Source organism: Mesorhizobium sp. B4-1-1, from assembly GCF_006439375.1.
GTDB lineage: Bacteria > Pseudomonadota > Alphaproteobacteria > Rhizobiales > Rhizobiaceae > Mesorhizobium.
Map to the genome: position 1 here is coordinate 99558 of NZ_VFTH01000006.1, position 22656 is coordinate 122213.

Annotated in this window: 18 protein-coding genes and 1 pseudogene; 11 read left to right on the plus strand and 8 right to left on the minus strand. The window is 64.4% G+C overall.

Annotation, left to right across the window (positions count from 1 at the left end):
* Positions 1 to 57: 57 nt before the first annotated feature.
* Together FJW10_RS10765 and FJW10_RS10770 are read right to left on the minus strand one after the other, a co-directional pair.
* Positions 58 to 1032, minus strand: a complete 975-nt coding sequence (locus FJW10_RS10765; RefSeq protein ID WP_140900084.1) for a WD40 repeat domain-containing protein — start codon at positions 1030 to 1032, stop codon at positions 58 to 60.
* Between the two features lie 224 nt (positions 1033 to 1256).
* Positions 1257 to 2285 carry a GTP-binding protein gene (locus FJW10_RS10770; protein ID WP_140832054.1) on the minus strand — a complete coding sequence of 343 codons (1029 nt, stop codon included), beginning with the start codon at positions 2283 to 2285 and terminating at the stop codon, positions 1257 to 1259.
* 387 nt (positions 2286 to 2672) lie between these two features.
* Here FJW10_RS10770 and FJW10_RS10775 point away from each other — a divergent pair, with 387 nt between their 5' ends.
* Complete coding sequence (locus FJW10_RS10775) at positions 2673 to 3143, plus strand: MarR family transcriptional regulator (RefSeq protein ID WP_140832056.1); 471 nt, start codon at positions 2673 to 2675, stop codon at positions 3141 to 3143.
* 205 nt (positions 3144 to 3348) lie between these two features.
* Here the strand turns inward: FJW10_RS10775 and FJW10_RS10780 are convergent, their stop codons facing one another.
* Positions 3349 to 4206, minus strand: a complete 858-nt coding sequence (locus tag FJW10_RS10780) for an AraC family transcriptional regulator (RefSeq protein ID WP_140900085.1) — start codon at positions 4204 to 4206, stop codon at positions 3349 to 3351.
* Between the two features lie 45 nt (positions 4207 to 4251).
* On the opposite strand from FJW10_RS10780, the gene FJW10_RS10785 reads away from it, so the two are divergent.
* From FJW10_RS10785 to FJW10_RS10805, 5 genes are all read left to right on the plus strand, one after another.
* Entirely contained in the window at positions 4252 to 4659 is a 408-nt protein-coding gene (locus tag FJW10_RS10785) for a DUF2000 family protein (RefSeq protein WP_140832060.1), read from the plus strand.
* Between the two features lie 177 nt (positions 4660 to 4836).
* A complete protein-coding gene (locus FJW10_RS10790) occupies positions 4837 to 5721 on the plus strand; it encodes a DMT family transporter (protein ID WP_140900231.1) in 885 nt (294 codons plus the stop codon).
* A gap of 81 nt (positions 5722 to 5802) precedes the next feature.
* Positions 5803 to 6825, plus strand: a complete 1023-nt coding sequence (locus FJW10_RS10795) for a LacI family DNA-binding transcriptional regulator (protein ID WP_140832062.1) — start codon at positions 5803 to 5805, stop codon at positions 6823 to 6825.
* Positions 6822 to 7805 carry a 2-hydroxyacid dehydrogenase gene (locus FJW10_RS10800; RefSeq protein ID WP_140900086.1) on the plus strand — a complete coding sequence of 328 codons (984 nt, stop codon included), beginning with the start codon at positions 6822 to 6824 and terminating at the stop codon, positions 7803 to 7805. The genes FJW10_RS10795 and FJW10_RS10800 overlap by 4 nt, the downstream gene beginning before the upstream one ends.
* A 171-nt stretch (positions 7806 to 7976) precedes the next feature.
* On the plus strand, positions 7977 to 8363 hold the full coding sequence (locus FJW10_RS10805) for a hypothetical protein (protein ID WP_140900087.1): 387 nt from the start codon (positions 7977 to 7979) through the stop codon (positions 8361 to 8363).
* 18 nt (positions 8364 to 8381) lie between these two features.
* On the opposite strand, the gene FJW10_RS10810 is transcribed toward FJW10_RS10805, so the two are convergent.
* On the minus strand, positions 8382 to 9155 hold the full coding sequence (locus tag FJW10_RS10810; protein ID WP_140900088.1) for a gamma-glutamyl-gamma-aminobutyrate hydrolase family protein: 774 nt from the start codon (positions 9153 to 9155) through the stop codon (positions 8382 to 8384).
* A 264-nt stretch (positions 9156 to 9419) separates the two neighbouring features.
* Between FJW10_RS10810 and FJW10_RS10815 the strand changes: the two genes are divergently transcribed.
* Positions 9420 to 10529, plus strand: a complete 1110-nt coding sequence (locus tag FJW10_RS10815) for a TRAP transporter substrate-binding protein (protein WP_140832070.1) — start codon at positions 9420 to 9422, stop codon at positions 10527 to 10529.
* A 134-nt stretch (positions 10530 to 10663) separates the two neighbouring features.
* Here the strand turns inward: FJW10_RS10815 and FJW10_RS10820 are convergent, their stop codons facing one another.
* The 4 genes from FJW10_RS10820 to FJW10_RS10835 form a co-directional block, all read right to left on the minus strand.
* The gene (locus FJW10_RS10820; RefSeq protein ID WP_140900089.1) at positions 10664 to 11692 is read right to left on the minus strand and encodes a zinc-dependent alcohol dehydrogenase family protein; all 1029 of its coding nucleotides are present in this window, start codon (positions 11690 to 11692) and stop codon (positions 10664 to 10666) included.
* 10 nt (positions 11693 to 11702) lie between these two features.
* Positions 11703 to 13487: a TRAP transporter large permease subunit gene (locus tag FJW10_RS10825; protein ID WP_140900232.1), complete on the minus strand. Its 1785-nt coding sequence runs from the start codon at positions 13485 to 13487 to the stop codon at positions 11703 to 11705.
* A complete protein-coding gene (locus tag FJW10_RS10830) occupies positions 13487 to 14092 on the minus strand; it encodes a TRAP transporter small permease subunit (protein WP_140900090.1) in 606 nt (201 codons plus the stop codon). The genes FJW10_RS10825 and FJW10_RS10830 overlap by 1 nt, the downstream gene beginning before the upstream one ends.
* Before the next feature lie 174 nt (positions 14093 to 14266).
* Positions 14267 to 15172, minus strand: a complete 906-nt coding sequence (locus FJW10_RS10835; RefSeq protein ID WP_140900091.1) for a branched-chain amino acid ABC transporter permease — start codon at positions 15170 to 15172, stop codon at positions 14267 to 14269.
* 95 nt (positions 15173 to 15267) lie between these two features.
* Here FJW10_RS10835 and FJW10_RS10840 point away from each other — a divergent pair, with 95 nt between their 5' ends.
* From FJW10_RS10840 to FJW10_RS10855, 4 genes and pseudogenes are all read left to right on the plus strand, one after another.
* Positions 15268 to 15876 (plus strand): CGNR zinc finger domain-containing protein, encoded by a 609-nt coding sequence (locus tag FJW10_RS10840; RefSeq protein WP_140900092.1) that lies wholly within the window; start codon positions 15268 to 15270, stop codon positions 15874 to 15876.
* Positions 15869 to 16399, plus strand: a complete 531-nt coding sequence (locus FJW10_RS10845) for a hypothetical protein (protein WP_140650640.1) — start codon at positions 15869 to 15871, stop codon at positions 16397 to 16399. Before FJW10_RS10840 ends, FJW10_RS10845 begins: the two co-directional genes overlap by 8 nt.
* A 196-nt stretch (positions 16400 to 16595) precedes the next feature.
* Positions 16596 to 20081, plus strand: a pseudogene (locus FJW10_RS10850) (indolepyruvate ferredoxin oxidoreductase family protein); the annotation flags it as partial.
* 149 nt (positions 20082 to 20230) lie between these two features.
* Positions 20231 to 22546 carry an EAL domain-containing protein gene (locus tag FJW10_RS10855; RefSeq protein WP_140832084.1) on the plus strand — a complete coding sequence of 772 codons (2316 nt, stop codon included), beginning with the start codon at positions 20231 to 20233 and terminating at the stop codon, positions 22544 to 22546.
* Positions 22547 to 22656: the final 110 nt, after the last annotated feature.

Sequence of the window (22656 nt, forward strand, 5' to 3'; positions counted from 1 at the left end):
TAGGCAGTAGAGCTCTTTTTCTATTTCCCTACTGCCTATTCCCTATTCCCTACTGCCTCACCCCGTAATATCGATCACGCCGCAATCGCCGGCCGCGCTGCCGAACACGATGCGTCGCTCTTCCTTGTCCCACATCATGGAGGTGACGGCGCCCTTGCCGGGGCGACGCAGCAGCACCTCCTTGGCGTCGGCGAAGCGCGCCGCGATCACCATGCCGTCTTCGTAGCCGATCGCCACGACATCCTGGCTCGGATGGCAGGCGACGCATGTCACCATGGTGTTGCCGCGCGTGCCGAGCTCCAGCGGCGCCTTGCCCATCGGCCCGTCTTTGCTGGCGAAGGGCCAGACGATCGCCGCCGGCGCGCCCGAGCTCGCCAGCCATTTGCCCTTCACGCTCCAGGACAGGCTTTTCACCTTGCCCGGATAGCCGCTCATGCGCATGTGCTTGCCGTCGGCAAGCTTCCAGCCATGCAGCGCGTTTTCCTGCATGGTGGTGACGAGGAAGGCGCCGTCCGGCGAAAAGGTGATGCCGGTATGGGCGCCGGCCCATTCGAGCTCCACCGGCTTGCCCTCGGCGGCCGGGAAATGCAGCGTCGCGCCATTGTAGCGGGCGACGGCGAAACGCATCCCCTTGGGCGAGAAGGCGAGCCCCTCCACCGAGCGCGGATGGGTAAATTCCTTGATCTTGCCGTCGGCGAAACGCACGAAGGCGGTCTTGCCCGAGGCACAGGCGATCGCGCCCTGTGGTCCGGCGCTGACGCTGGTGACCCATTTCCTGCCCGCATTGGCGAGTTCATTCACCTCCCCACAGGCCTTCACGGCAAACACCTTGCCGTCCTCGCCGCCGGTGATCAGCCGGTCGTTGGCCGCGTCGTGGAAGGTGGCAAGCAGGCCGTCATTGGCCTGCACCGTCTTTTGTCCATTGTCCAACCGGTGGATCGCGCCGTCGGCCAAAGCGAAATGCGGCACGTCGTTGAGGAACACCGCCGCAACGCAATGGCCTTCGAGATCAAGCGGGGCGACTGTGGGCATGCAAGCGGTCCGTTCGAGATTAGCCAGCGCGGCTGGGTGTGGCTCCACCTTCTCCCCTTGTGGGAGAAGGTGGATTGGCGCGTAGCGCCAAGACGGATGAGGGGTGGGTGACGGATCGCCGTCGCTGCCAAGCACCCCCTCATCCGACCTCGCTTCGCGAGGCCACCTTCTCTCACAAGGAGAGAAGGACGAAGGGGCAGCGCTAGCGCCTGAAAGTCAGGAAATCAAGCCGCTTGGCAGGCTTCAAAACTCTTGCGCAACCGCTCGGCGTCGAGATCGCGGCCGATGAAGACCAGCCGGCTTTCGTGTTTCTCGCCGTCCTTCCAGGCGCGCTGGTGATCGCCCTCGAGGATCATGTGCACGCCCTGCAGCACATAGCGGTCCTCGTCGCCCTTCAGCGCGATGATGCCCTTCAGCCGCAGGATGTTAGGCCCTTCCATCTGGGTCACTTTCTCGATCCAGGGGAAGAATTTCTTCGGGTCCATCTCGCCGCCGCGCAGCGACACCGACTTCACCGTCACGTCGTGGATGTCGGAAGCATGGTGGTGATGGTGATGATCGTGGCCGTCATGATGATGGTGGTCGTGGTCGTGGTCGTCCGCGTCGAGGAAGTGCGGATCGTTCTCCAGCGCGCGCGACAGGTCGAAGGCACCGCGGTCGAGCACTTCGCTAAGCGCCACGCCGGAGCGCTGGGTGCGATGGATCCTGGCCGCCGGGTTGATGGCGCGGATCGTCGCTTCGACCTTTTCCAGCTCGTCAGGCGTGACAAGGTCGGTCTTGTTCAGCACCACCACGTCGGCGAAGGCGATCTGGTCCTCGGCCTCCTTGGAATCCTTCAAGCGCAGCGGCAGGTGCTTGGCGTCGACCAGCGCCACAACCGCGTCGAGCTTGGTCTTGGTGCGCACGTCGTCGTCCATGAAGAACGTCTGCGCCACCGGCACCGGATCGGCGAGACCCGTGGTCTCGACGACGATGGCGTCGAAGCGGCCAGGGCGTTTCATCAGGCCCTCGACGACACGGATCAGATCGCCGCGCACCGTGCAGCACACGCAGCCATTGTTCATCTCGTAGATTTCCTCGTCGGATTCGACGATCAGGTCGTTGTCGATGCCGATCTCGCCGAACTCGTTGACGATGACGGCGTAGCGCTTGCCGTGGTTCTCCGACAGGATGCGGTTGAGCAGCGTCGTCTTGCCCGCGCCGAGATAGCCGGTGAGAACGGTTACGGGGATTTGCGTCTGTGCATCGCTCATGGCTTGCCTCGAAATCTTGGCCTCGAAAATCTTGGGTTGTCGGCCTCATATAGGATGGGTGCCGCGCTTTTGCACGCGCCAAACCGATGGGCCAGGCGGCCGCTTCAGCCGGGATGGCGCCGAGGATCGATCGGCGGCGGCCCATGCGGGCCAAACGGCGGCGCCGCGTGAGCGTCCAATGGCTCTGGCCGGCTTCCGCCGTGAATCTCGCCGTCGCAAAAGTCGTTTGTCATCTAACTGAAATAAACATCTGGCATCACCTGCGCGGGCACCGCAATGCTTGCCGGCAAAGCGTTCTGCAAAGCCGGACTCTTTAAATCGTCATTTGCCAGCCGCCGGACAGCCTCTATGCTTGCCCGCGCCGGTTCGGCTGAAGAGGGAACGACCATGGCCAAGGCGGACAAGACAGCGACAATGAGCCGGCTGCATTCGGCGGCAAGGCTCGCGCGAACGGCGCTCGCCGCGCGGCTTCTGGCGCACGGCTTCTATGCCGGCCAGGACCAGATCATGCTGGCGTTGGACCGCGAGGACGGCCAGACCCCAGGCAATCTCGCCGGCCGGCTCGGCGTGCGTCCGCCGACCATCACCAAGACCATCAACCGGCTGCAGGCCCAGGGTTTCCTTGAAAAGCGAGCTTCCAACTCCGATGCCCGCCAGGCCCACATCTTCCTCACCGAGTCCGGCCGCGAGACCATCCGCGCCATCGAGAAGTCGGTCAAGAAGACCGAGAAGCAGGCGCTGAAGGGCCTCGACAAGAAGGACCAGAAAGCGCTGTTCAAGCTGCTCGCCCGTATCGAGGCGAACCTGTCGAACGAAGACCTGGTGCTCATGGATGACGACGCGGAGATGGATGATTAAGCGCGACGCGGAAGCGTCGTCGCTCAACCGTGCGGCGTTCCCATTAACGAGCGACGCGATAGCGTCGTCTCGAGCGATCCAAGCGCGATGCGCAGCATCGTCGCTCCACACACCGGCTTAGCGGAAAGAGCGACGACGCTGCGCGTCGCGCCTGAGCGCCATCACCGGACGTCTCGCGGTTAAGCGACGATGCTGGGCATCGCGCTTACGCGCTTACCAGCGCCGCCCAGCGCCCCGGCGTCAATCCAAAAGCCTTCTTGAAATGCCGGTTGAAATGGCTCTGGTCGCTGAAACCGGCGGCGGCGGCGATCTCCGCCAGCGACTCTCCCTCGGCAATCATGCGTCGCGCCCTTTGCAGTCTCCGCATCAGCAGGAAGCGATGCGGGCTGGTCGAATAGGTGGCGCGAAAATGGCGCGAGAGCGCGTAACGGTCGAGGCCGGTAACGGCTTCCAGCTCATCGGAGCGCACCGGCCGCTCGGCATTCTCCTCCAGATAGTCGCGGGCAAGCGCGGCGGCGCGCCATGCGGTCTTGCCTGTCGACTTTGCCGGCTGCCCGGCGTGGCGTTTCAGCTGTTGCGCCAGCTGCGCAACGAAATCCGCCACGAACAGGTCGCCGAGTGCTTCGTCCAGCGGCGCCAGCGCCGAGAGCAGCGTGTCGCGCAACGCCGGATCGTCGACCACGGCGTCACGGACGAAAGGCAGCGGCTCGCCATCGAGGCAATCAAGCAGCAGGGACGGCTCCAGATACAGGATTCGGTAGCGCAGGCCGTCTTCTGTTCCGGCGCCGCCATCGTGCAATTCATCCGGATGCAGCACGATCGCCTGGCCCGGCAGGCTGTGCCGCAGCGCGCCGCGATAGTGGAAGCGCTGCACGCCCTGCAACGTCACGCCAATGGCATAGGTGTCGTGGCGATGCAGCTCGAAGGCGTTGCCGTGGAAACGCGCCTCGATGCGTTCGAGGCCCGAGCCGCCCGGCGCCGACACGATGCGATCGCCGTTGGCCGCATCCGCGCACGAACGTTCAAGACCTTCCTTCGCTTCTGCGCCTAGAGCCTGCGCCATCGCCTTTCCCCGCCCGTCATGGGCAGTCCCGGAGTTTCAATCTTGGTGTTCGATACGAAAATTGCAATTGTCCTGAGAGAGGATCTGCCCGTGTGGCAGAAGCTCAACGTCACCGCGTTCCTGACCAGCGGCATCGTCGCGCAATTCCCCGAGATCATAGGCGAGCCCTATCGCGACCATGCCGGCAACCTCTACAACCCGATGTCGATCCAGCCGGTCATCGTCCTGTCGGCCGATGCGGCGACGCTGGGCACGATCCATCGCAGGGCATTGGAGCGCGGCGTGACGACGTCAGCCTATGTCGAGGAAATGTTTTCGACCGGCCATGATGCCGCCAACCGCGCCGTCTTCGCCGAATTCGCGCCGGACGATGCCAGGATCGTTGGTATCGCCTTGCGCGGGGACAAAAAGCTCGTCGACAAGATCACCAAGGGCGCCCGAATGCATGGCTGAACGCCGGGGCGTTGTTGCAGCGGCCGCTTTTGGTCCGGCCACGTCGGACAATTGGCTTGCCGGCAAGCTTTGATTGCCGCAAAGGTTGGGCTTCCGCCTTTGTTTCCTTTCGGCCCGAATTTGTCCGTTTCCCGAACCCAAGACGACAGCGCAACGCCGCCCGCGGCGATGCTTCTGATGCTTTGCGTCTATGTCTGCTTCACCTTTCTCGACACCTCCAGCAAATATCTGGTGCTGGCCGGCGTCTCGGCGTTGATCGTCGCCTGGACCCGCTTCACCGTTCATGTGCTGTTGGTCGGCCTTTTCTTGCGCGGCTGGCGCGAGCCGGCACGTTTTCGCGCTAACAACCTGCCGGCGCATATTTTGCGCGGATGCATGCTTTTCGGCTCGACCATGTTCAACATCCTGGCGCTCAAGACGCTGCAGCTGGCCGAGACAACGTCGATCTATTTCTTCGGCCCGATGGTCATCACCGCGCTTGCCGGGCCGCTGCTCGGCGAATGGGCCGGCTGGCGGCGCTGGCTGGCGATCCTCACCGGCTTTGTCGGTGTTCTGGTCATCACCCGGCCCGGCGTCGGCGTGTTCGGCATCGGCCATCTCTTCGCGCTCTGCTCGATGCTGTCGAACAGTTTCTACGTCATCATGACGCGGCGCATGTCGGCGACGGAAACGTCGGAAAGCCTGATCCTGTTCTCGGCGCTGGCGCCGTCGGTGTTGCTGGCCCCGATGCTTGCCTTCTCGCCTGCGCTGCCGCACGGCGGCTTTCAATGGTTCGTCGTCCTGATGCTGGGCGTCTTCGGGGCGGGCGGCCACTATTTGCTGGTCCGGGCCTATCGTCTGGCGACCACGACGCAGCTCGCGCCTTATCCCTATTCGCAGATGGTGTGGATGATCATTTCCGGCTGGCTGATCTTCCACCAGTTCCCCGATCGCTGGACGTTGCTGGGTGCTGCCATCATTGTTGCCAGCGGCCTCTACATCATCCACCGCGAACATCGGCTTCGCGTCCGCAACTCCGCCTCGCTCGACACCGAAGCCGAGGCGCTGGCGAAAAAACTTTGATTTGCGCCGAATCCGGTGGCATAAGGCCGTTTTAAAAAATTTAAAGACTTTGAATCCAAGGACCCTGGGGAGCGAAGGGCACTGGCACAGAAGATCAAGCTTTCGACGATCGCGGATGCGCTCGGCGTCTCCACGGCAACGGTGTCGCTGGCGCTGCGCGACAGCCCGCTGGTGGCCGGCGCCACGCGCGAGCGCATCAAGGAGCACGCCCGCGCCATCGGCTATATCTACAACCGCCGCGCCGCCTCGCTGCGCACCTCGCGCTCCGGCATCGTCGGCGTCGTCGTGCACGACATCATGAATCCGTTCTTCGCCGAGATCCTGCGCTCGATCGAAAGCGAGCTCGATCGCAGCCGCCAGACCTTCATCCTGTCCAACCACTACGACCAGTTGGAAAAGCAGCGCACCTTCATCGACACGTTGCTGCAGCTCGGCGCCGACGGCGTCATCATGTCGCCGGCCATCGGCACGCCGGCCGAGGACATCATAATGGCCGAGGAAAACGGCCTGCCGGCCGTGCTGATCGCGCGCACCGTCGCCGGCGCCGGCGTGCCGGTGTTCCGCGGCGACGATGCCTATGGCACCGCACTCGCCACCAATCATCTGATCTCGCTCGGCCACAAGCGCATCGCCATGGTCGGCGGCACCGACCAGACCTCGACCGGCCGCGACCGCTACCAGGGCTATCTCAACGCGATGGAAGCGGCCGGCCTGGAAGTGAAGCCGTCCTGGCGCATTCCCGGGCCGCGCACCAAGCAGGCGGGTTTCGAGGCCGCGGGACAGTTTCTGGCGCTGAAGGACAGGCCCACCGCCGCCTGCTGCTGGAACGATCTGGTCGCGATCGGGCTGATGAACGGTATCGCGCGCGCCGGCCTCGTGCCGGGCGTCGATATTTCCGTGACCGGCTATGACGATCTCGAGGAGGCGGCGATCGCGACGCCGGCCCTGACCACGGTCTGGAACGGCCAGCGCGAGGTCGGCCGCCGCGCCGCGAGCGCCTTGCTCGACAAATTGAACGGGCAGGCGGTGCGGCCCTCGCAGGAGCTGATCAAGCCGGAACTGCACGTGCGGCAGTCGACCGGCAAGCCGGTGGAGCGTGCATGACCAAGGCCGAGGGAAAATTGCCGGTGGCCATCCTGGTGCCGGGTGATTTCAACGACCATGCCGTCGGCCGCATCGACAAGGCGTTCAAGCTTGTGCGGATCGAACGCGCCGACCCTGGGCTGGTGACGGACGAGATGCGCGCCACGGTGCGTGGCATCGCCTCCTACGCAGGCATCGACGCGGCGATGATCGACGCGCTGCCCGATCTCGAGATCATCGCCAGCTTCGGCGTCGGCTATGATTCGGTCGACGCCAATCATGCGGCCAAGCGCGGCATCATGGTCACCAACACGCCCGACGTCTTGACCGAGGAGGTCGCCGACACCGCCATTGGCCTTTTGATCAACACCGTGCGCGAGCTCTACACCGCGGAGAAATGGCTGCGCGACGGCGACTGGGTGGAGAAGGGCAATTATCGTCTGAGCCGGCTTACCTTGCGCGGCCGCAGCATTGGCATTTTCGGCATGGGCCGCATCGGCCGTGCCGTCGCCCGTCGCCTTGAAGCCTTCGGCCTGCCGATCGCTTACCACAACCGCCGCAAGGTCGAAGGCCTGCCTTACGAATATCATGCCACGCTCAAAGGCCTCGCCGAAGCCGTCGACACGCTGGTCTGCATTGCCCCGGGCGGTGCCGCCACGGAGAAAGCGATCAATGCCGCGATCCTGTCGGCGCTGGGTTCGGACGGCGTCTTGGTCAACATCGGCCGCGGCTCGACGGTGGATGAGGCGGCGCTGGCCGCCGCCCTCAAGAGCGGCACCATCGCGGCCGCCGGGCTCGACGTCTTTGCCGATGAGCCGAACGTGCCGCAGGCTCTGCTCGACGCTCCCAACACCTCGCTTCTGCCGCACGTCGGCTCGGCGTCGGACCACACCCGTCGCGCCATGGCCGATCTGTGCGTCGACAACCTCGTGTCGTGGTTTACCGAGCGCCGGCCGCTGACGCCGGTGCCTGAGACGCTCAACGTCGAGGCGCGCGCCTGAAGCGTTTCGCCGTTTCATGAAACGGCGAACGGCCTATCTCTTTGTTTTGGTGCATTCCGGACGGAAGCCCGGCCTGGGATTGCTCCAATCCGCACACGTCGCCACATCTATTAACGCCCACTTAACCCTTTGGAATGATTCTGCATACTTGGTTATGTGCGGAGAGACAGGGTGAAGCTGTTCGTTGGCCTGGTGGCGTCGGTCGCGTTGTTCGGGGGCGTTCAGTTCCTGCATGGCGGCAACGGCCAAAGCGTGGCCACGGAAGTCGCCCCGACAAACACTTACCGGTTGACCGCCAATGGCGATGAGGCGGCCTGCGCCATCCACCGCGGCGCCGAAGTCTCGGACGGCCTGTCGTTGCTTTCCGTCGCCCCGAATTGCCGCAAGCTGATGCCTGGCATCGAGCACGCGAAATTCTGGCGCGAACAGACGGACGGCTCGGTCGCCTTCAGCGAGAACGGCGTCGACCCGATCGTCACCTTCGGCGTTGCCGATGGCGACGGCTACGAATCCTACGCGCCGGTCGCACCGATTCTGGCGCTGAACACGGGCGAATAACCGCGGAACTGTCCGAGCTTACTCTGCCGCGGCGCGGGCACTTGTTTTCGCGGCCGCATGCAGGCGTACGGCATCGCCGAATGCGCGAAAAATCTTGGCGGAATTGCTGTCCGACTTCACCCAGTATTCGGGGTGCCATTGCACGCCGACCGCGAAGGCGCGGGCATCCTTGACGGAAACCGCTTCGATCGTGCCGTCGCCAGCCAAGGCCTCGACCTGGAGCCTGGAGCCCAGCAGGTCGATCGCCTGGCGATGCAGGGAATTCACCTTGATTTCGCCGGCGCCGAATACGCCGGCAAGGCAGCTTCCGGGCTTGATCGAAATCGTCTGGTGGATGCCGAAGCGCTCGTCCTGATTGTCGCTCACCGGCGCGCGGTGGTCGAGCGAGCCCTCGCGCTCCTGGATTTCGGTGCCCAGCGTGCCGCCGAGCGCAACGTTCAGTTCCTGGATGCCGCGGCAGATGGCTAAAAGCGGCACGCCGCGCTCGATCGCCTTGCGGATCAGCGGCAGCGTCGTGGCGTCGCGCGCCGGATCGTAAGGGCCGTTGGCCTCGCTCGGGTCCCCGCCATAGAGCGAAGGATGCACATTGGACTTCGAACCGGTCACCATGACGCCATCGACCGACGACAGCAATTCATCGAGGTCGAGCCGATCGCCGAAGGACGGCACCAGCAAGGGGAACACGCCGGCGCCCGCGACTGCGGCTTCCAGATATTGCTGGGGGGCTGCGTGCCAGGTGTAATTGTCGAACTGGCGGACGTCGGTCGAGACGGCGACGAGCGGCTGCTGCATTTTGGGTTTGGTTTCCATCAGACCAAGGATTTGTCCTGCCTATAAAATAAGCGATCCGTCGCGGCTTTTCCATGGCAAGTTTGGCCGCCTCAGATAGGCCAGCGAAGAGAACGTTAGACTATAGTTGCAGGCGTTGCGGAATGGCGGCAACCTCGGCCCGCGGCGCTGGACTCGACTTCTTGCCCGTGTATGTTTCTCCCCAACCGATCAGGGCACCGAGGATGCCCTCGCATCGGTCAGCTGATCCGCAAGGGAGGAAACTTAATGGATCGTCGTTCATTCATTCGCAAGGCCGGCGTGTCCGGCGTGGGCGCCGCCGCAGCGGCCGCGGCACTTGCCACGCCGGCCATTGCCCAGTCCAACCCGAAAGTGACCTGGCGGCTTGCGTCGTCCTTCCCGAAGTCGCTCGACACGATCTATGGCGGCGCCGAAGTCTTCTCCAAGATGCTTTCTGAAGCGACCGACGGCAATTTCCAGATCCAGGTCTTCGCTTCGGGCGAATTGGTGCCCGGCCTGCAGGCGGCCGACGCCGCCGCCGCCGGCACCGTCGAAGCGGCGCATACGGTCGCCTATTATTACTGGGGCAAGGATCCCACCTGGGCGCTGGGTGCCGCCGTGCCCTTCTCGCTCAACGCGCGCGGCATGAACGCCTGGCACTATCATGGCGGCGGCATCGACCTGTTCAACGAATTCCTCGGAGCGCAAGGGTTGTTCGGCCTGCCGGGCGGCAACACCGGCGTCCAGATGGGCGGCTGGTTCCGCAAGGAAATCAACAGCGTCGCCGATCTGTCGGGTCTCAAGATGCGCATCGGCGGCTTTGCCGGCAAGGTCGTCGAGAAGCTCGGCGTGGTGCCGCAACAGATCGCCGGCGGCGACATCTATCCGGCGCTGGAAAAGGGCACCATCGATGCCGCCGAATGGGTCGGCCCCTATGACGACGAGAAGCTCGGCTTCTACAAGGTCGCGCCCTACTACTACTATCCAGGTTGGTGGGAAGGCGGCCCGACCGTCCACCTGCTGTTCAACAAGGCAAAATATGAAGAGCTCTCGCCGACCTACAAATCGCTGGTGCGCACCGCGGCGCAGGCCGCGGATGCAAACATGCTGCAGAAATACGACTATGTGAATCCGCCGGCGGTGCGGCGGCTGGTGGCCGGCGGCGCGAAGCTAAGGCCGTTCAGCCAGGAGATCATGGCGGCCTGCTTCGAGAAGGCCAACGAGGTCTATGCCGAGATGGAATCCAACAACGCGCCCTTCAAGAAGATCTGGGAATCGATCAAGGCGTTCCGCAAGGAGCACTATCTCTGGGCCCAGGTCGCAGAATACAATTACGACACCTTCATGATGGTGCAGCAGCGCAACGGCAAGCTGTAGGCCGCGACCAGTCCCTTCTCCCCGTCACTATGCGGGGAGAAGGTCCCGGCAGGGGGACGAGGGGCGGCGCCGGCTTCGGCAATTTGGAAATTCCCCCTGGATAGAGGCGCTGGGGGCACAAACGATGGAAGGTCTTAACCTCGACCCGGCACCACCAGCACCTTGACCTCGCCCGGCGCCGGCGGATTGGCGATTACGTCCGGCGCCTCTTCCAGGCTGACCTGCCTCGAGATCAGCCGGTCGATCTCGATCGCACCGGAGGCGATCAGCTGAGCCGCCCGTCCATGCGTGAACGGGTTGAGGAAGGAACCCAGCACCTTCAGTTCGCGAAACAAGAGATCGAACGGCTCGACTTCCACCTTCATGCCTTGCGGCACGACGCCGACGATGACGACCGTGCCGCCGGCCCTTGCCATCCGCATCGACTGCTCGACCGTGTCGCGCACGCCGGCGCATTCCAGCACCACGTCGACGCCGCCGGGCGCCAGGCCAGTCGGCCCGGCGATGGCCGCGATTGGGTCGCTGGCACTTGGATCGACAGTCGCGGTCGCGCCGAGCTCTTCGGCGAGCGTACGGCGCGAGGCCTGTCTGGTCGACAGGATGATGGTCGCCGCGCCCGCCAGCTTGGCCAGCTGAACGACGAGCAGGCCGATGACGCCGCCGCCGAGCACCGCCACCGACGAACCCGGCCGGATCGCGGCAAGGTCGATGCCGTGCAGGCAGCAGGCCAGCGGCTCGCAGAAGGCGCCATGCGTCGGCTTGAGATTTGCCGGCAGCCGGAAGGCCTGCTTCTGCGGCATCAGCACATAGTCGGCAAAGCCGCCGTCGCGGTGGATGCCGATGGCGCTCAGATTGCCGCAGAGATTGACGCGGCCGGCATGGCAATGGGCGCAGCGTCCGCAGGCTATGTTCGGATCGCCGGTGACCCGGTCGCCGACGGCAATGTCTGACACCGCCTCGCCGACAGCTTCGACGATGCCGGAGAACTCATGGCCGAGCGTCACCGGCGGCGTGCAGGGAAATTCGCCATGGAAGAGGTGCCGGTCGGTGCCACAGACGCCGCAGGCTTCGATGCGCACGAGAACGTCCTCGGGCCCGGGAACGGGTTTGGGGACCTCTCGCAACCCTATGCTGCCCACTGCCTCCAGCCGGATGGCTCTCATGGCGATAACCTCAATTGAATTTGGGCGGCTGCGAGAGATCGGGCGCGGGGGCCGGCTTGGCCGGCGCGTCGCCGAAGCTCGGCGGTTGCGACAGGTCGGGCGTCCCGGGTGCCGCCGGCGCGCCGCCATTGGCCGGAGCCGCGCCATTGTCCGCTGGCGGCGTGCCGAGCGGCGACAGCGAAGGCATGTCCGGCAGCTTGAGGTCGATGGTGCTTGGCTCCACGGCATTTCCCTTGTAGCGCATGACCATTTGCGGGAAGGCGATGGTGAGCCCGATCATGATCACCTGGATCAGGACGAACGGCGCCGCGCCCCAATAGATCTGCCCCGTTGTGACCGGCGCGATCTGTTTGCCGGTGATCCGGTCGAGGTAAGGCACGCGGGCCGCCACCGAACGCAGATAGAACAGCGCGAAGCCGAAGGGCGGATGCATGAAGCTCGTCTGCATGTTGACGCCAAGCAGCACGCCGAACCAGATCAGGTCGATGCCGAGCTTGTCCGCGGCCGGCGCCAAGAGCGGCACGATGATGAAGGCGAGCTCGAAGAAATCGAGGAAGAAAGCGAGCACGAAGACCAGGATGTTGACGCCGATCAGGAAGCCGGTCTCGCCGCCCGGCAGCGAGATCAGCAGATGCTCGACCCAGATATGGCCGTTGACGCCGTAGAAGGTGAGCGAGAACACGCGCGCGCCGATCAGGATGAACAGCACGAAGGCGGAAAGCCGGGTCGTCGAGGCCAGCGCCTGGTTGACGACGTCCATCGTCAGGCGGCCTTTCATCGCCGCCATGATGAGCGCGCCGACGGCGCCCATGGCGCCGCCTTCGGTCGGCGTGGCGATGCCGAGGAAGATCGTGCCCAGCACCAGGAAAATCAGCGCCAGCGGCGGGATCAGCACGATCACCACCTGCTGCGCCAGCTTGGACATGAGGTTGAGTCCCAGCCGCTGGTCCGCGATGGCGACGACATAGATGACGACGACGCCGATGGCAAAGCCGAGGATATCGGCATTGTCGCCGTGGTTCGGCGCAAGGTAGCGGTAGGCCGCGTAGGAAATCGCGCCCGTCACCGCAAGTGCCACCAGCAGAGATATCACGCCGTGACCGAGCGTACGGGCTTCGAGCGGCAGCGCAGGCATCGAGTTCGGCCGGACGATCGACATGACCAGGATGTAGAGCATGTAGAGACCGGTCAGCACGAGGCCGGGGATCAGGGCGCCGGCATACATGTCGCCGACCGAGCGTCCCAACTGGTCGGCAAGCACGATCAGCACCAGCGACGGCGGGATGATCTGCGCCAGCGTGCCGGAGGCAGCGATGACGCCGGAAGCCACACGGCGGTCATAGCCGTAGCGCAGCATGATCGGCAGCGAGATCAGCCCCATGGCGATGACGGAAGCGGCGACCACGCCGGTCGTGGCGGCGAGCAGCGCGCCGACGAAGACCACCGCATAGGCAAGCCCGCCGCGGATCGGCCCGAACAGCTGGCCGATCGTGTCGAGCAGATCCTCGGCCATGCCGGACCGCTCGAGCACGATGCCCATGAAGGTGAAGAAGGGTATCGCCAGCAGCGTGTCGTTGGACATCACCCTGGTGCCGTAGAAATTGTCCGGCAGCGCATGCAGCAGCGGCCAGGCAAGGTTGATCGACCCGCCTGAATAGGGCGAGACCAGCACGCCGATGAAGAAGAACAGCAGGCCGTTGGCGGCGAGCGAGAAGGCGACCGGGTAGCCGATCAAAAGAAAGATGACCAGCGAGGCGAACATGATCGGCGCCATGTTCTGCGCGATGAATTCGATCACGGGCGGACCTCGCCCGCGATCGCCTTGGCCTCTTCGGCCAGCGCTTCCGCCTCGAGCTTGGCCTGGTCGTGCGCCGACACGAAAGGATTGGGATCCTCCATGTCGCCGTGTATGATGGCGATCTTCTTGATGATCTCGGAAACCCCTTGCAGAGCAAGCAGGAAGAAGCCGACCAGAAGGATGGCCTTGGCCGGCCACACGATCAGGCCGCCGGCATTGGTCGACATCTCGCCGCTGCGGAAGGACAGCGACACATAGGGCACGAAATAGATCACCATCAGCACCACGAAGGGCATCAGGAAGAACAGGTGGCCGAGCAGGTCGATCCAGTGCTGCACGCGCCGCGAGAGCATGCCGTAGACGATGTCGATGCGGATATGATCGTTCTGCTTCAGCGTGTAGGCGGCGGCCAGCATGAAGGCGGCGCCGAACAGGTACCACTGCAACTCCAGCCACGCGTTGGAGGACGTGTCGAACACCTTGCGGATGACGGCATTGCCGGCGCTCACCAGGATCGCGAGCAGGATCAGCCAGGAGACCCAGCGGCCGATGAACTCGTTGATGCGGTCGACCGTCCTGGATAGAGCGAGCAGCCCTGCCATGCATATCCTCCCTGGCCATGCGGCGCGCCCGATTCCCCCTCCGGTGTCGCGTCGCTTGGCCCAACGGTATGCAGTGCGTGGTCCGGCAGGTCAACATGACAGGCAGGACGAAGCGGGCACGACGGCGGAAACCCCGCGGGCTCACCGAACGTCATGCAACCAAAGTCTGATGGTTCAGGCGATCTTGGCCTGGTCGCGCCCGGCGCCGATCAGCACCAGCATGGCGACGAGGAAGAGATAGATCCAGGCGTCGCGCCATTCGAGCGGAAAATAGCCGGCCCAAAGCGATTCCGCCATGCCGAAAGCCGCGGCGCCAAGCGCCGCCTTGAGCGGCGACAGATAGCCCCCGACCGCCGTCACGAACAGGATCTTGAGGCCGTAGATCAGCCCGGTGCCGAAGGAGACATTGCCGTAATAGAAGCCGGCAAGCACGCCGGCCAGGGCGGCGCAAAAGCCCCCGAACAGCACGGCAAGGCGGAACACAGCGCGCACATCGACACCGCACATCGCCGCCGCTTTCGGATCGTCGGAGACGGCGCGCCAGGCACGGCCGAAGCGCGAATGCGAAAACAGCCAGGCCGCCAGCGCCACCACCGCGATCACGCCCGCGCAATCGAGCAGCTGGATGACGGTGAGCGTGACCTTGAAGCCGTCGCCCTCAGCGAAGATCACGGGGTTGGCGAGCATCGGCGGCAGCCAGAGATCGTGCGTGTCGGCGGCGATGCGGCTCGCCTCCGACAGGAAGAGCAGGATGCCGAGCGTCGTCACCACGATGGCGTTGGGCGAGCGGTCGGCGAGCCTCTCGAAAACGCTGCGCGACAACACATGGCTGATCAGCGCCGCATAAAGAACGGCTGCGACCACGCCAAGCGCCACCGCGGCGGCCAGCGTCAGCCACAGCGCCTGGTAGCCGAAAGCGGCCGTCAGGATCATCGTCTGGCCGCAAAAGGCGAACAGCGCGCCATAGGCGAGGTTGGTCCGATGCAGGATGCCGTTGGTCAGCACATAGCCGAAGGCGAGCAGGGCATAGAGCGCGCCCGAATGCAGCCCGTTCAGCACCTGCTGGAAGAAATAGAGCATGCGGCATCCCACGGGTCGCATGACGCGACCCTGCACGGACCGTTGCATTCGGAATCTAACTTGTCAAATGCGTTTTATCGGTTAGATTTCCGCGCATGACAGTCTCCTGGACCCCGCATCGTTTCACCGGTGGCATCCTTGCGCTCGATACGGCGAACACCGTCGTATTGCGCAATGATCCGGAAAAAACCTTCGACCGGTTCGACGAACCGGCCGAGATCGCCCGTTTCGCCGAAGCGGCGAGCGGCTTTCGCGCCGCCGAGCTCGGCGGCCGCCGGCTGCGGGCGCCGGAGCCGGGCGAGATAAAGCCAATCGTCATCTCGATCCGCGAAGCGACCGATCGCCTGTTTCGCCACGCCGTGTCGAACGGCGCGCTCGCGACCAGCCACCTGCCGGATTTCCTCACGGCCTGCGCCGGCGGCCTGTCCGGCAGCGAGACCGAGATCGGAACGCCTGGCCAGCCTTTCGGCGATCCGCAAACACCGATCGCCTTCGAGGCGGCTTTGGCCGTTTCGGCCCTGTCGCTGCTGCGCGACGAAACGGTGGCGAGGCTGAGGATCTGTCCCAATTGCAGCTGGCTGTTCGTCGACCGCAGCCGCAACGCCAGCCGCCTCTGGTGCGACATGGCCGTTTGCGGCAACCGCCAGAAGGCAAACCGCTATTACCGCCGCCGTACAGCGGCCAGGGAGATCAGCAATGCTTAGGAAATTGTCGCGTTCGGCTCTGGTCGGCGCCGCCCTGATCGCGGCATTCGCGCTCGGCGCCTGCCGCGACACCGGCAACGACCAGCTCTTTGCCATCTCCGGCAAGCTGTTCGAGTTCAATTATCGGCTGGCCATCGCCACCTATGTCATCACGCTGAAGCCGCTTCGCCCGATGGTCGACGGCCAGGTCGCGGTAGTGAGCTTCCAGAACCCGGCAGGCGGCGACCCGCTCATCGTCAACCAGAAGATCTGGCCGAAGCTGCCCCACATCACGCTCACCAGTCCGCCGCTTTCCTGCGTGGTCAAGGACAAGCCCTACAGCGTCTCGATCCGCATCGAGGATGCGAGCGGCACGTTGCTGCAGAGCATCGACACCACCATGACCTCGTCGGAGGACCAGACCATGCTGCCGGACCGGCCGCTGGTGATCGGGCCGAACTACGAGCTAAATTCCGATCTGGCCGGCCATCCCGACGGCAGGCTGCCGGGCGAACCGAAGCCGGATTGTTCGAAAGCGACCTGAAACGCCGGCGCCCGCGCGAAATTTTTGTTCCTCAGGAAGCGGTTAGCATGATCTTGTATGCGCCGCCGGCCGCTCGCCAGACCGTTTGTTGCGTGTTATTTGGCCTCAGCGATTTTGTTTGACCTCTCCCGCAAGGGAAGAAAGACTGCGGCGTCCCACTCCGACGTTGGCTGCCTGATTTGAGGCGCCTCCGCAGAGGAAATGCTTGATGACGCTGCACGACGTCGCGCTCGACGACAAGTTCGACCTTGGCAAGGAGCGCGTCTTTTTGTCCGGCGCGCAGGCGGTCGTGCGCATGCTTCTGATGCAGCGCGAGCGTGACCGCCGGGCCGGCCTCAACACGGCAGGCTTCGTCTCCGGCTATCGCGGCTCGCCGCTTGGCGGCCTCGACATGCAGCTGTGGCGGGCCAAGAAGCAGCTCGCGCAGGCCGACATCGTCTTCCAGCCCGGCCTCAACGAGGAGCTCGCCGCCACCGCCTGCTGGGGCTCGCAGCAGACCGAATTGCTGGGCGAGGGCACGCATGACGGCGTCTTTTCGGTCTGGTACGGCAAAGGACCGGGCGTCGACCGTTCCGGCGACGTCTTCCGCCACGCCAATCTAGCCGGCTCGTCGAAGCATGGCGGCGTGCTCGCCTTGATGGGCGACGACCATATGGCCGAATCCTCGACCAACGCGCATGCCACCGAATTCCTGTTCGTCGACACCATGGTGCCGATCCTCAATCCGGCCGGCGTCCAGGAGATCGTCGACTACGGCCTCTACGGCTTTGCCATGTCGCGCTTCGCCGGCACCTGGGCGGCGATCAAATGCGTCAAGGACAACATCGAATCGACGGCCTCCGTCGACGCCTCGATCGAGCGTCTGGGCATCGTCATTCCCGAATTCGACATGCCGCCGGGCGGCCTCAACATCCGCCACGAGATCGACATGCTCGGCCAGGAAGAGCGGCTGCATGAGTTTAAACGCGCCGCCGCTTCCGCCTTCATCCAGGCCAATGGTCTCAACCACATCGTCTATTCCGGCGGCCGCAATCCCAAGCTCGGCATCATCACCATCGGCAAGAGCTATCTCGATGTCCGCCAGGCGCTGGAGGATATCGGCATCGACGAACAGGCCGCCAACCGCATCGGCATCCGCCTGTTCAAGGTCGGCTGCCCGTGGCCGCTCGATTTCCAGCATATCGCCGAGTTCGCCCGCGGCCTCGACACCATCGTCGTCGTCGAGGAAAAGCGCTCGCTGATCGAGGTGCAACTGCGCGAGAACCTCTACGGCACCGCCACGCAGCCGGTGATCGTCGGCAAGAAGGACGAGCGCGGCGATTGGCTGTTTCCGGCCAAGGGCGCGCTCGACCCGAACGAGATCGCCATCGCGCTAGGCGAGCGGATCCTGCGCACCATCGGCCCGTCGGAAGAAATCGCCGCGCGGCTGGCGAGGCTGCGCCAGTTCCAGGCGATGCTCGCCGACACCGTCGATATCGGTTCGCGCACGCCCTTCTTCTGCTCGGGCTGCCCGCACAATTCCTCGACCAAGGTGCCGGACGGCTCGATCGCCGCCGCCGGCATCGGCTGCCATTTCATGGCGCTGTGGATGGATAGGAACACCGTCGGCTTCACCGCCATGGGCGGCGAGGGCGCGCAATGGGTCGGCCAGGCGCCATTCTCGAAGCGCGGCCACCTCTTTCAGAATCTCGGCGACGGCACCTACAACCATTCCGGCGTGCTGGCGATCCGCTTCGCGCTGTCCTCCGGCGCCAACATCACCTACAAGATCCTCTACAACGACGCGGTGGCGATGACCGGCGGCCAGCCGCATGAGGGTGGCCTGACCGTCGACATGATCGCGAGACAAGTGCGAGCCGAGGGCGTCGACCGCATCGCCGTCGTCACCGACGAGCCGGACAAATATGCCGGCAAGGCCGATTTCCCGGCCGGCATCAGCATCCATCACCGTGACGACCTCGATCTCGTCCAGCGCGAATTGCGCGACGTGCAGGGCGTTTCGGTGCTCATCTACGACCAGACCTGCGCCGCCGAAAAGCGCCGGCGCCGCAAGCGCGGCACCTTCCCCGATCCCGACAAGCGCGTCTTCATCAACGAGCTGGTCTGCGAAGGCTGCGGCGATTGCGGCGTGCAGTCGAACTGCGTCTCCATCCAGCCGGTCGAGACCGAATTCGGCCGCAAGCGCCGGATCGACCAGTCGAGCTGCAACAAGGATTTTTCCTGCCTCAACGGTTTTTGCCCGTCCTTCGTCACCGTGCATGGCGGCAAGATCAGGAAGGCCGAAGGCATTGCCGGCAGGGCCGATCCTCTCGACGGCGTGCCCGTGCCGGCCGAGTTCCGCATGGGCAACCAGGGCTGGGCGGCGATCATCGACGGGGTGGGCGGCACCGGCGTCGTCACCGTCGGCGCGGTGCTTGGCATGGCCGCGCATCTGGAAGGCAAGGGCTGCGGCATGATCGACATGGCCGGCCTCGCCCAGAAGGGCGGCTCGGTCTTCACCCACGTCCGCATCGCCCCGACGCCCGAGGACATCCACGCCATTCGCGTTTCAGCCGGCAAGGCCGATCTCGTGCTCGGCTGCGACCTCGTCGTCTCCGGCGCCAAGAAGGTGCTGGGCGCGGTGCGCGAGGGCCACACGATCTTCCTCGCCAACACCGCCGAGATCATGCCTGGCGAATTCACCCGTTCCGCCGATTTCTCGCTGCCGGTCGAGCGGCTGAAGAAGGCGATCCGGGCGGCTGCCGGCGACGACAAGGCCCACTTCTTCGACGCCACCCGCACGGCGACGGCCTTGTTCGGCAATTCGCTCGGCGCCAACATGTTCATGCTCGGCTTCGCCTTCCAGCATGGCGGCCTGCCGCTTTCGGCCGAAGCCGTTGAAAAGGCGATAGAATTGAACGGTGAGGCGGTGGCGATGAACGTCGCCGCCTTCCGCTGGGGCCGTCGTGCCGCGCATCAGCCCGATTTCGTGCGTGGCCTGGTCGCCCAAACCGGCAAGCCGGCGTCAAAACCCGCTGAGACGCTGGACGATGTGATCGCCCGCCGCGTCGCTTTCCTTACCGCCTATCAGAACGCTGCCTATGCCAGGCGTTACGCCGACCGCGTGGCGACGTTGCGCGCCGCCGAAGCCAAGGCCGTGCCCGGCTCGTCCGTGGTGACCGAGGCCGTCGCCAGGAACCTCTTCAAGCTGATGGCGATCAAGGACGAATATGAGGTGGCGCGGCTCTACACCGACGGCACTTTCGCCACCGACCTCGCCAAGCAATTCCAGAGCTACGAGAAGCTCGAGTTCCATCTCGCGCCGCCGATCCTCGGGCGGCGCGGCAGTGACGGCAAGCCCCGGAAATCGAGCTTCGGCCCGTGGATGATGAAGGGTTTTCGGCTGCTGGCGGCGATGAAGGGCCTGCGTGGAACCGCCTTCGACCTTTTCGGCTATACGGCCGAGCGGCGCATCGAGCGGCAGTCATTGAGGCAGTACGAGGCCGATCTTGACCTGATCGCCGGTGCGCTGGCACCGGGCAGGGTTGAAGCCGCGACGGCTCTGGCCTCCGTGCCGGCGCTCATCCGCGGCTACGGCCACGTCCGGCAGGCCAGCGCCAACAAAGCGGCGGGCGAGCGCTCGCGCTTGATCGAGCGCTTGAATCAAGCCCCCGCGGAGCCTGCGCTTCGGGCAGCGGAATGATCGCGCCGGCGCGTTGACGCCGCGCCAACCCCCCTGAATTTCCCGGTCTGTCCCGTGTGTCGCAACCCCGTGCAACCGTGGCCCAGCGCCGTTCTAAGCCTTTCTTAAGGCAGGTGTGGCATGACAAGGCGTAGTGTTGGGCCAACGGCATGGGTAGAACAAAGACCGAGAACATCCCGGCGGATGTTTATATCCAGTTTGTGCGGTCGTTGTTCGACAACGCGCACATGCTGGTGATCGGTGGCGTTTGCTACTGGATCCTCGGATTCATGATCTATTGGCGGACGCACAATCCGCTGTTTGTGGCCTTTTCTTTCGGTCTGCTCTCCATCAGCCTTTTCCGTTACTTCGGCATTCGCACCTTCCTGAAGACAGGTGGCACCATAGCCAATGTCGAAGAGGCCAGGCGGTGGGAGCGCATCTATATCCTCAAGGGCAGCCTGCAGGGCCTGGGCCTGGGTTCGCTGTGCTTCATTTCGATCTACGTCTACCCCGACCCCTTCGCCGAGCTGGCCGCGACGTCGCTGACGATCGCGACCCTGGTCACGGTTGTCGGCCGCAACTACGGCTCCCCGCAGATGGTACGGATTTTCTCCGTGACCTTCATCGGTCCGGCCGCGCTCGGACTTCTGCTGCGCATGGATTTCCCATCCGTCCTGCTCGGCCTGATGATCATCCCGCTGACCTTCATCACCATCAACAGTGCCGACCATGTCCGCAACGTGCTCTTCTCCGCCGTCATCGGACACAAGCAGGCCAGGAACCTGACGCGCCGGTTCGATCGCGCGCTCAACACCATGTCGCACGGCCTGGTCATGCTGGGGCCGGACGGGCGCGTCGCGGTGGCCAATGCCGAAGCCGCACGCCTCATGTCGCTGAAATCGGGCGATGCCTTGCTCGGGCGCTCGATCCACGGTCTTTTGATGCGCGGCGTCGCCGGCGGCATGCTGGCGCCGAAAGACTGCCGCTACATCGAGGCGCAGCTGACACGCGCCTTGCGCGAAGGCCGCGACCGCAAGGTGCTCGTTTCGCTGGCCAATGGCCAGCACTACGAGTTCTCCGCCCGCGAAGGCAGCCAGGAACTGGGCGTCATCACCTTCGAGGATGTGACGGCCCGCGTCGAGGCGGAGGAAAAGATCCGCTTCATGGCGCGCTACGACAATTTGACCGGGCTGCCGAACCGCGCCTATTTCCACGAACTCGTCGGCGAGGCGATGGCCTCTGGCGACCAGGACCGGCTGTGCGGCCTCGCGGTGCTCGATCTCGACGACTTCAAGAGCGTCAACGACACGCTCGGCCATCCGGTCGGCGACGGGCTGATCTATGCCGTGGCCGAGCGCCTCGCGGCGATTGCCGGACCGGGCATCACCGTTAGCCGTTTCGGCGGCGACGAGTTCATGATCTTCTTCGACCGTGTCGAGGACGAGAGCCATCTCAGCACCCTGCTTGACCAGATTTTCGCGGACCTGCAGGGCGAGGTGGACGTTGCCGGCCACGGGTTGCGCATCCAGACCAGCGGTGGCGCGGTGCTTTCCAGGGTCAAGGACACCGATGCGGACGCCATGATCGTCAAGGCGGACCTTGCCCTCTACAAGGCCAAGGAACTCGGCAAGAACAGCTGGCGGCTGTTCGAGGCGGCCATGGACGCCGCCTTCCGCAATCGCCAGTTGATGAAGGCCGACCTGCGCAATGCCGTGCAGGCCAGGGAATTGCGCGTCGTCTACCAGCCGATCGTGGCTGTCAGCACCATGCGCATCGCCAGTTGCGAGGCGCTCTGCCGCTGGGACCATGCCGACCTCGGCCCGATCTCGCCCAGCGTCTTCATTCCACTCGCCGAGGAGATGGGCATCGTCTCCGACATCAGCACTTTCGTGCTGGAGGCCGCGTGCGCCGAATGCGCCAAATGGCCGGCCCAGACCAGCGTGTCGGTCAACCTGTCGGCCAAGGATTTCCGCAGTCGCGACATCGTCCAGAAGGTCAGGGACGCCTTGGCCAAGTCGGGGCTGGCGGCGCATCGGCTCGAAATCGAGGTCACCGAAACCGCGCTGCTCGACGACAAGTCGCTGACGCGCGAGTCGATCGAGGAACTGAAGGCGCTCGGCGTGCGCATCGCGCTTGACGACTTCGGCACCGGTTACTCCAGCCTGAGCTATCTCCACAAGCTGCCGCTCGACAAGATCAAGATCGACCGCTCGTTCCTGGTCGATGTAAACCAGAACCGGCAATCGCTCGATCTGCTGAAAGGCATCGTCAGCCTGTCCCGGACGTTGGGTCTTTCGGTCACCATCGAAGGGGTTGAGACCTTCGAGCAGCTGAAGACGCTGGTTCATTTGGTCAAGCCGGACTTCGTGCAGGGCTTTCTCTTCGGCGCCGCGCTCAGCGCGTCGGGCATCGAGACGATGTCGAGCGTCACATGGCCGTTTGCCGCGGACCTTCACATCGCCGGCAAAAGAACAGCCAGCTAAGAAGCAAATCCAGGAAAAGTGCGAAGCGGTTTTCCGTCCGGAATTGCGTCAAACAAGAGCAAATCCAGGAAAAGTGCGAAGCGGTTTTCCGTCCGGAATTGCGCTGAAAT

What these genes read in the sequence shown, in the direction of transcription:
- FJW10_RS10780 (WP_140900085.1), bottom strand. Translation starts at nt 4,206, where the DNA reads ATGGCGCAGGCTCTAGGCGCAGAAGCGAAGGAAGGTCTTGAACGTTCG.
- FJW10_RS10800 (WP_140900086.1), top strand. Translation starts at nt 6,822, where the DNA reads ATGACCAAGGCCGAGGGAAAATTGCCGGTGGCCATCCTGGTGCCGGGT.
- FJW10_RS10770 (WP_140832054.1), bottom strand. Translation starts at nt 2,285, where the DNA reads ATGAGCGATGCACAGACGCAAATCCCCGTAACCGTTCTCACCGGCTAT.
- FJW10_RS10845 (WP_140650640.1), top strand. Translation starts at nt 15,869, where the DNA reads ATGCTTAGGAAATTGTCGCGTTCGGCTCTGGTCGGCGCCGCCCTGATC.
- FJW10_RS10835 (WP_140900091.1), bottom strand. Translation starts at nt 15,172, where the DNA reads ATGCTCTATTTCTTCCAGCAGGTGCTGAACGGGCTGCATTCGGGCGCG.
- FJW10_RS10815 (WP_140832070.1), top strand. Translation starts at nt 9,420, where the DNA reads ATGGATCGTCGTTCATTCATTCGCAAGGCCGGCGTGTCCGGCGTGGGC.
- FJW10_RS10830 (WP_140900090.1), bottom strand. Translation starts at nt 14,092, where the DNA reads ATGGCAGGGCTGCTCGCTCTATCCAGGACGGTCGACCGCATCAACGAG.
- FJW10_RS10820 (WP_140900089.1), bottom strand. Translation starts at nt 11,692, where the DNA reads ATGAGAGCCATCCGGCTGGAGGCAGTGGGCAGCATAGGGTTGCGAGAG.
- FJW10_RS10790 (WP_140900231.1), top strand. Translation starts at nt 4,837, where the DNA reads ATGCTTTGCGTCTATGTCTGCTTCACCTTTCTCGACACCTCCAGCAAA.
- FJW10_RS10775 (WP_140832056.1), top strand. Translation starts at nt 2,673, where the DNA reads ATGGCCAAGGCGGACAAGACAGCGACAATGAGCCGGCTGCATTCGGCG.
- FJW10_RS10765 (WP_140900084.1), bottom strand. Translation starts at nt 1,032, where the DNA reads ATGCCCACAGTCGCCCCGCTTGATCTCGAAGGCCATTGCGTTGCGGCG.
- FJW10_RS10840 (WP_140900092.1), top strand. Translation starts at nt 15,268, where the DNA reads ATGACAGTCTCCTGGACCCCGCATCGTTTCACCGGTGGCATCCTTGCG.
- FJW10_RS10810 (WP_140900088.1), bottom strand. Translation starts at nt 9,155, where the DNA reads ATGCAGCAGCCGCTCGTCGCCGTCTCGACCGACGTCCGCCAGTTCGAC.
- FJW10_RS10855 (WP_140832084.1), top strand. Translation starts at nt 20,231, where the DNA reads ATGGGTAGAACAAAGACCGAGAACATCCCGGCGGATGTTTATATCCAG.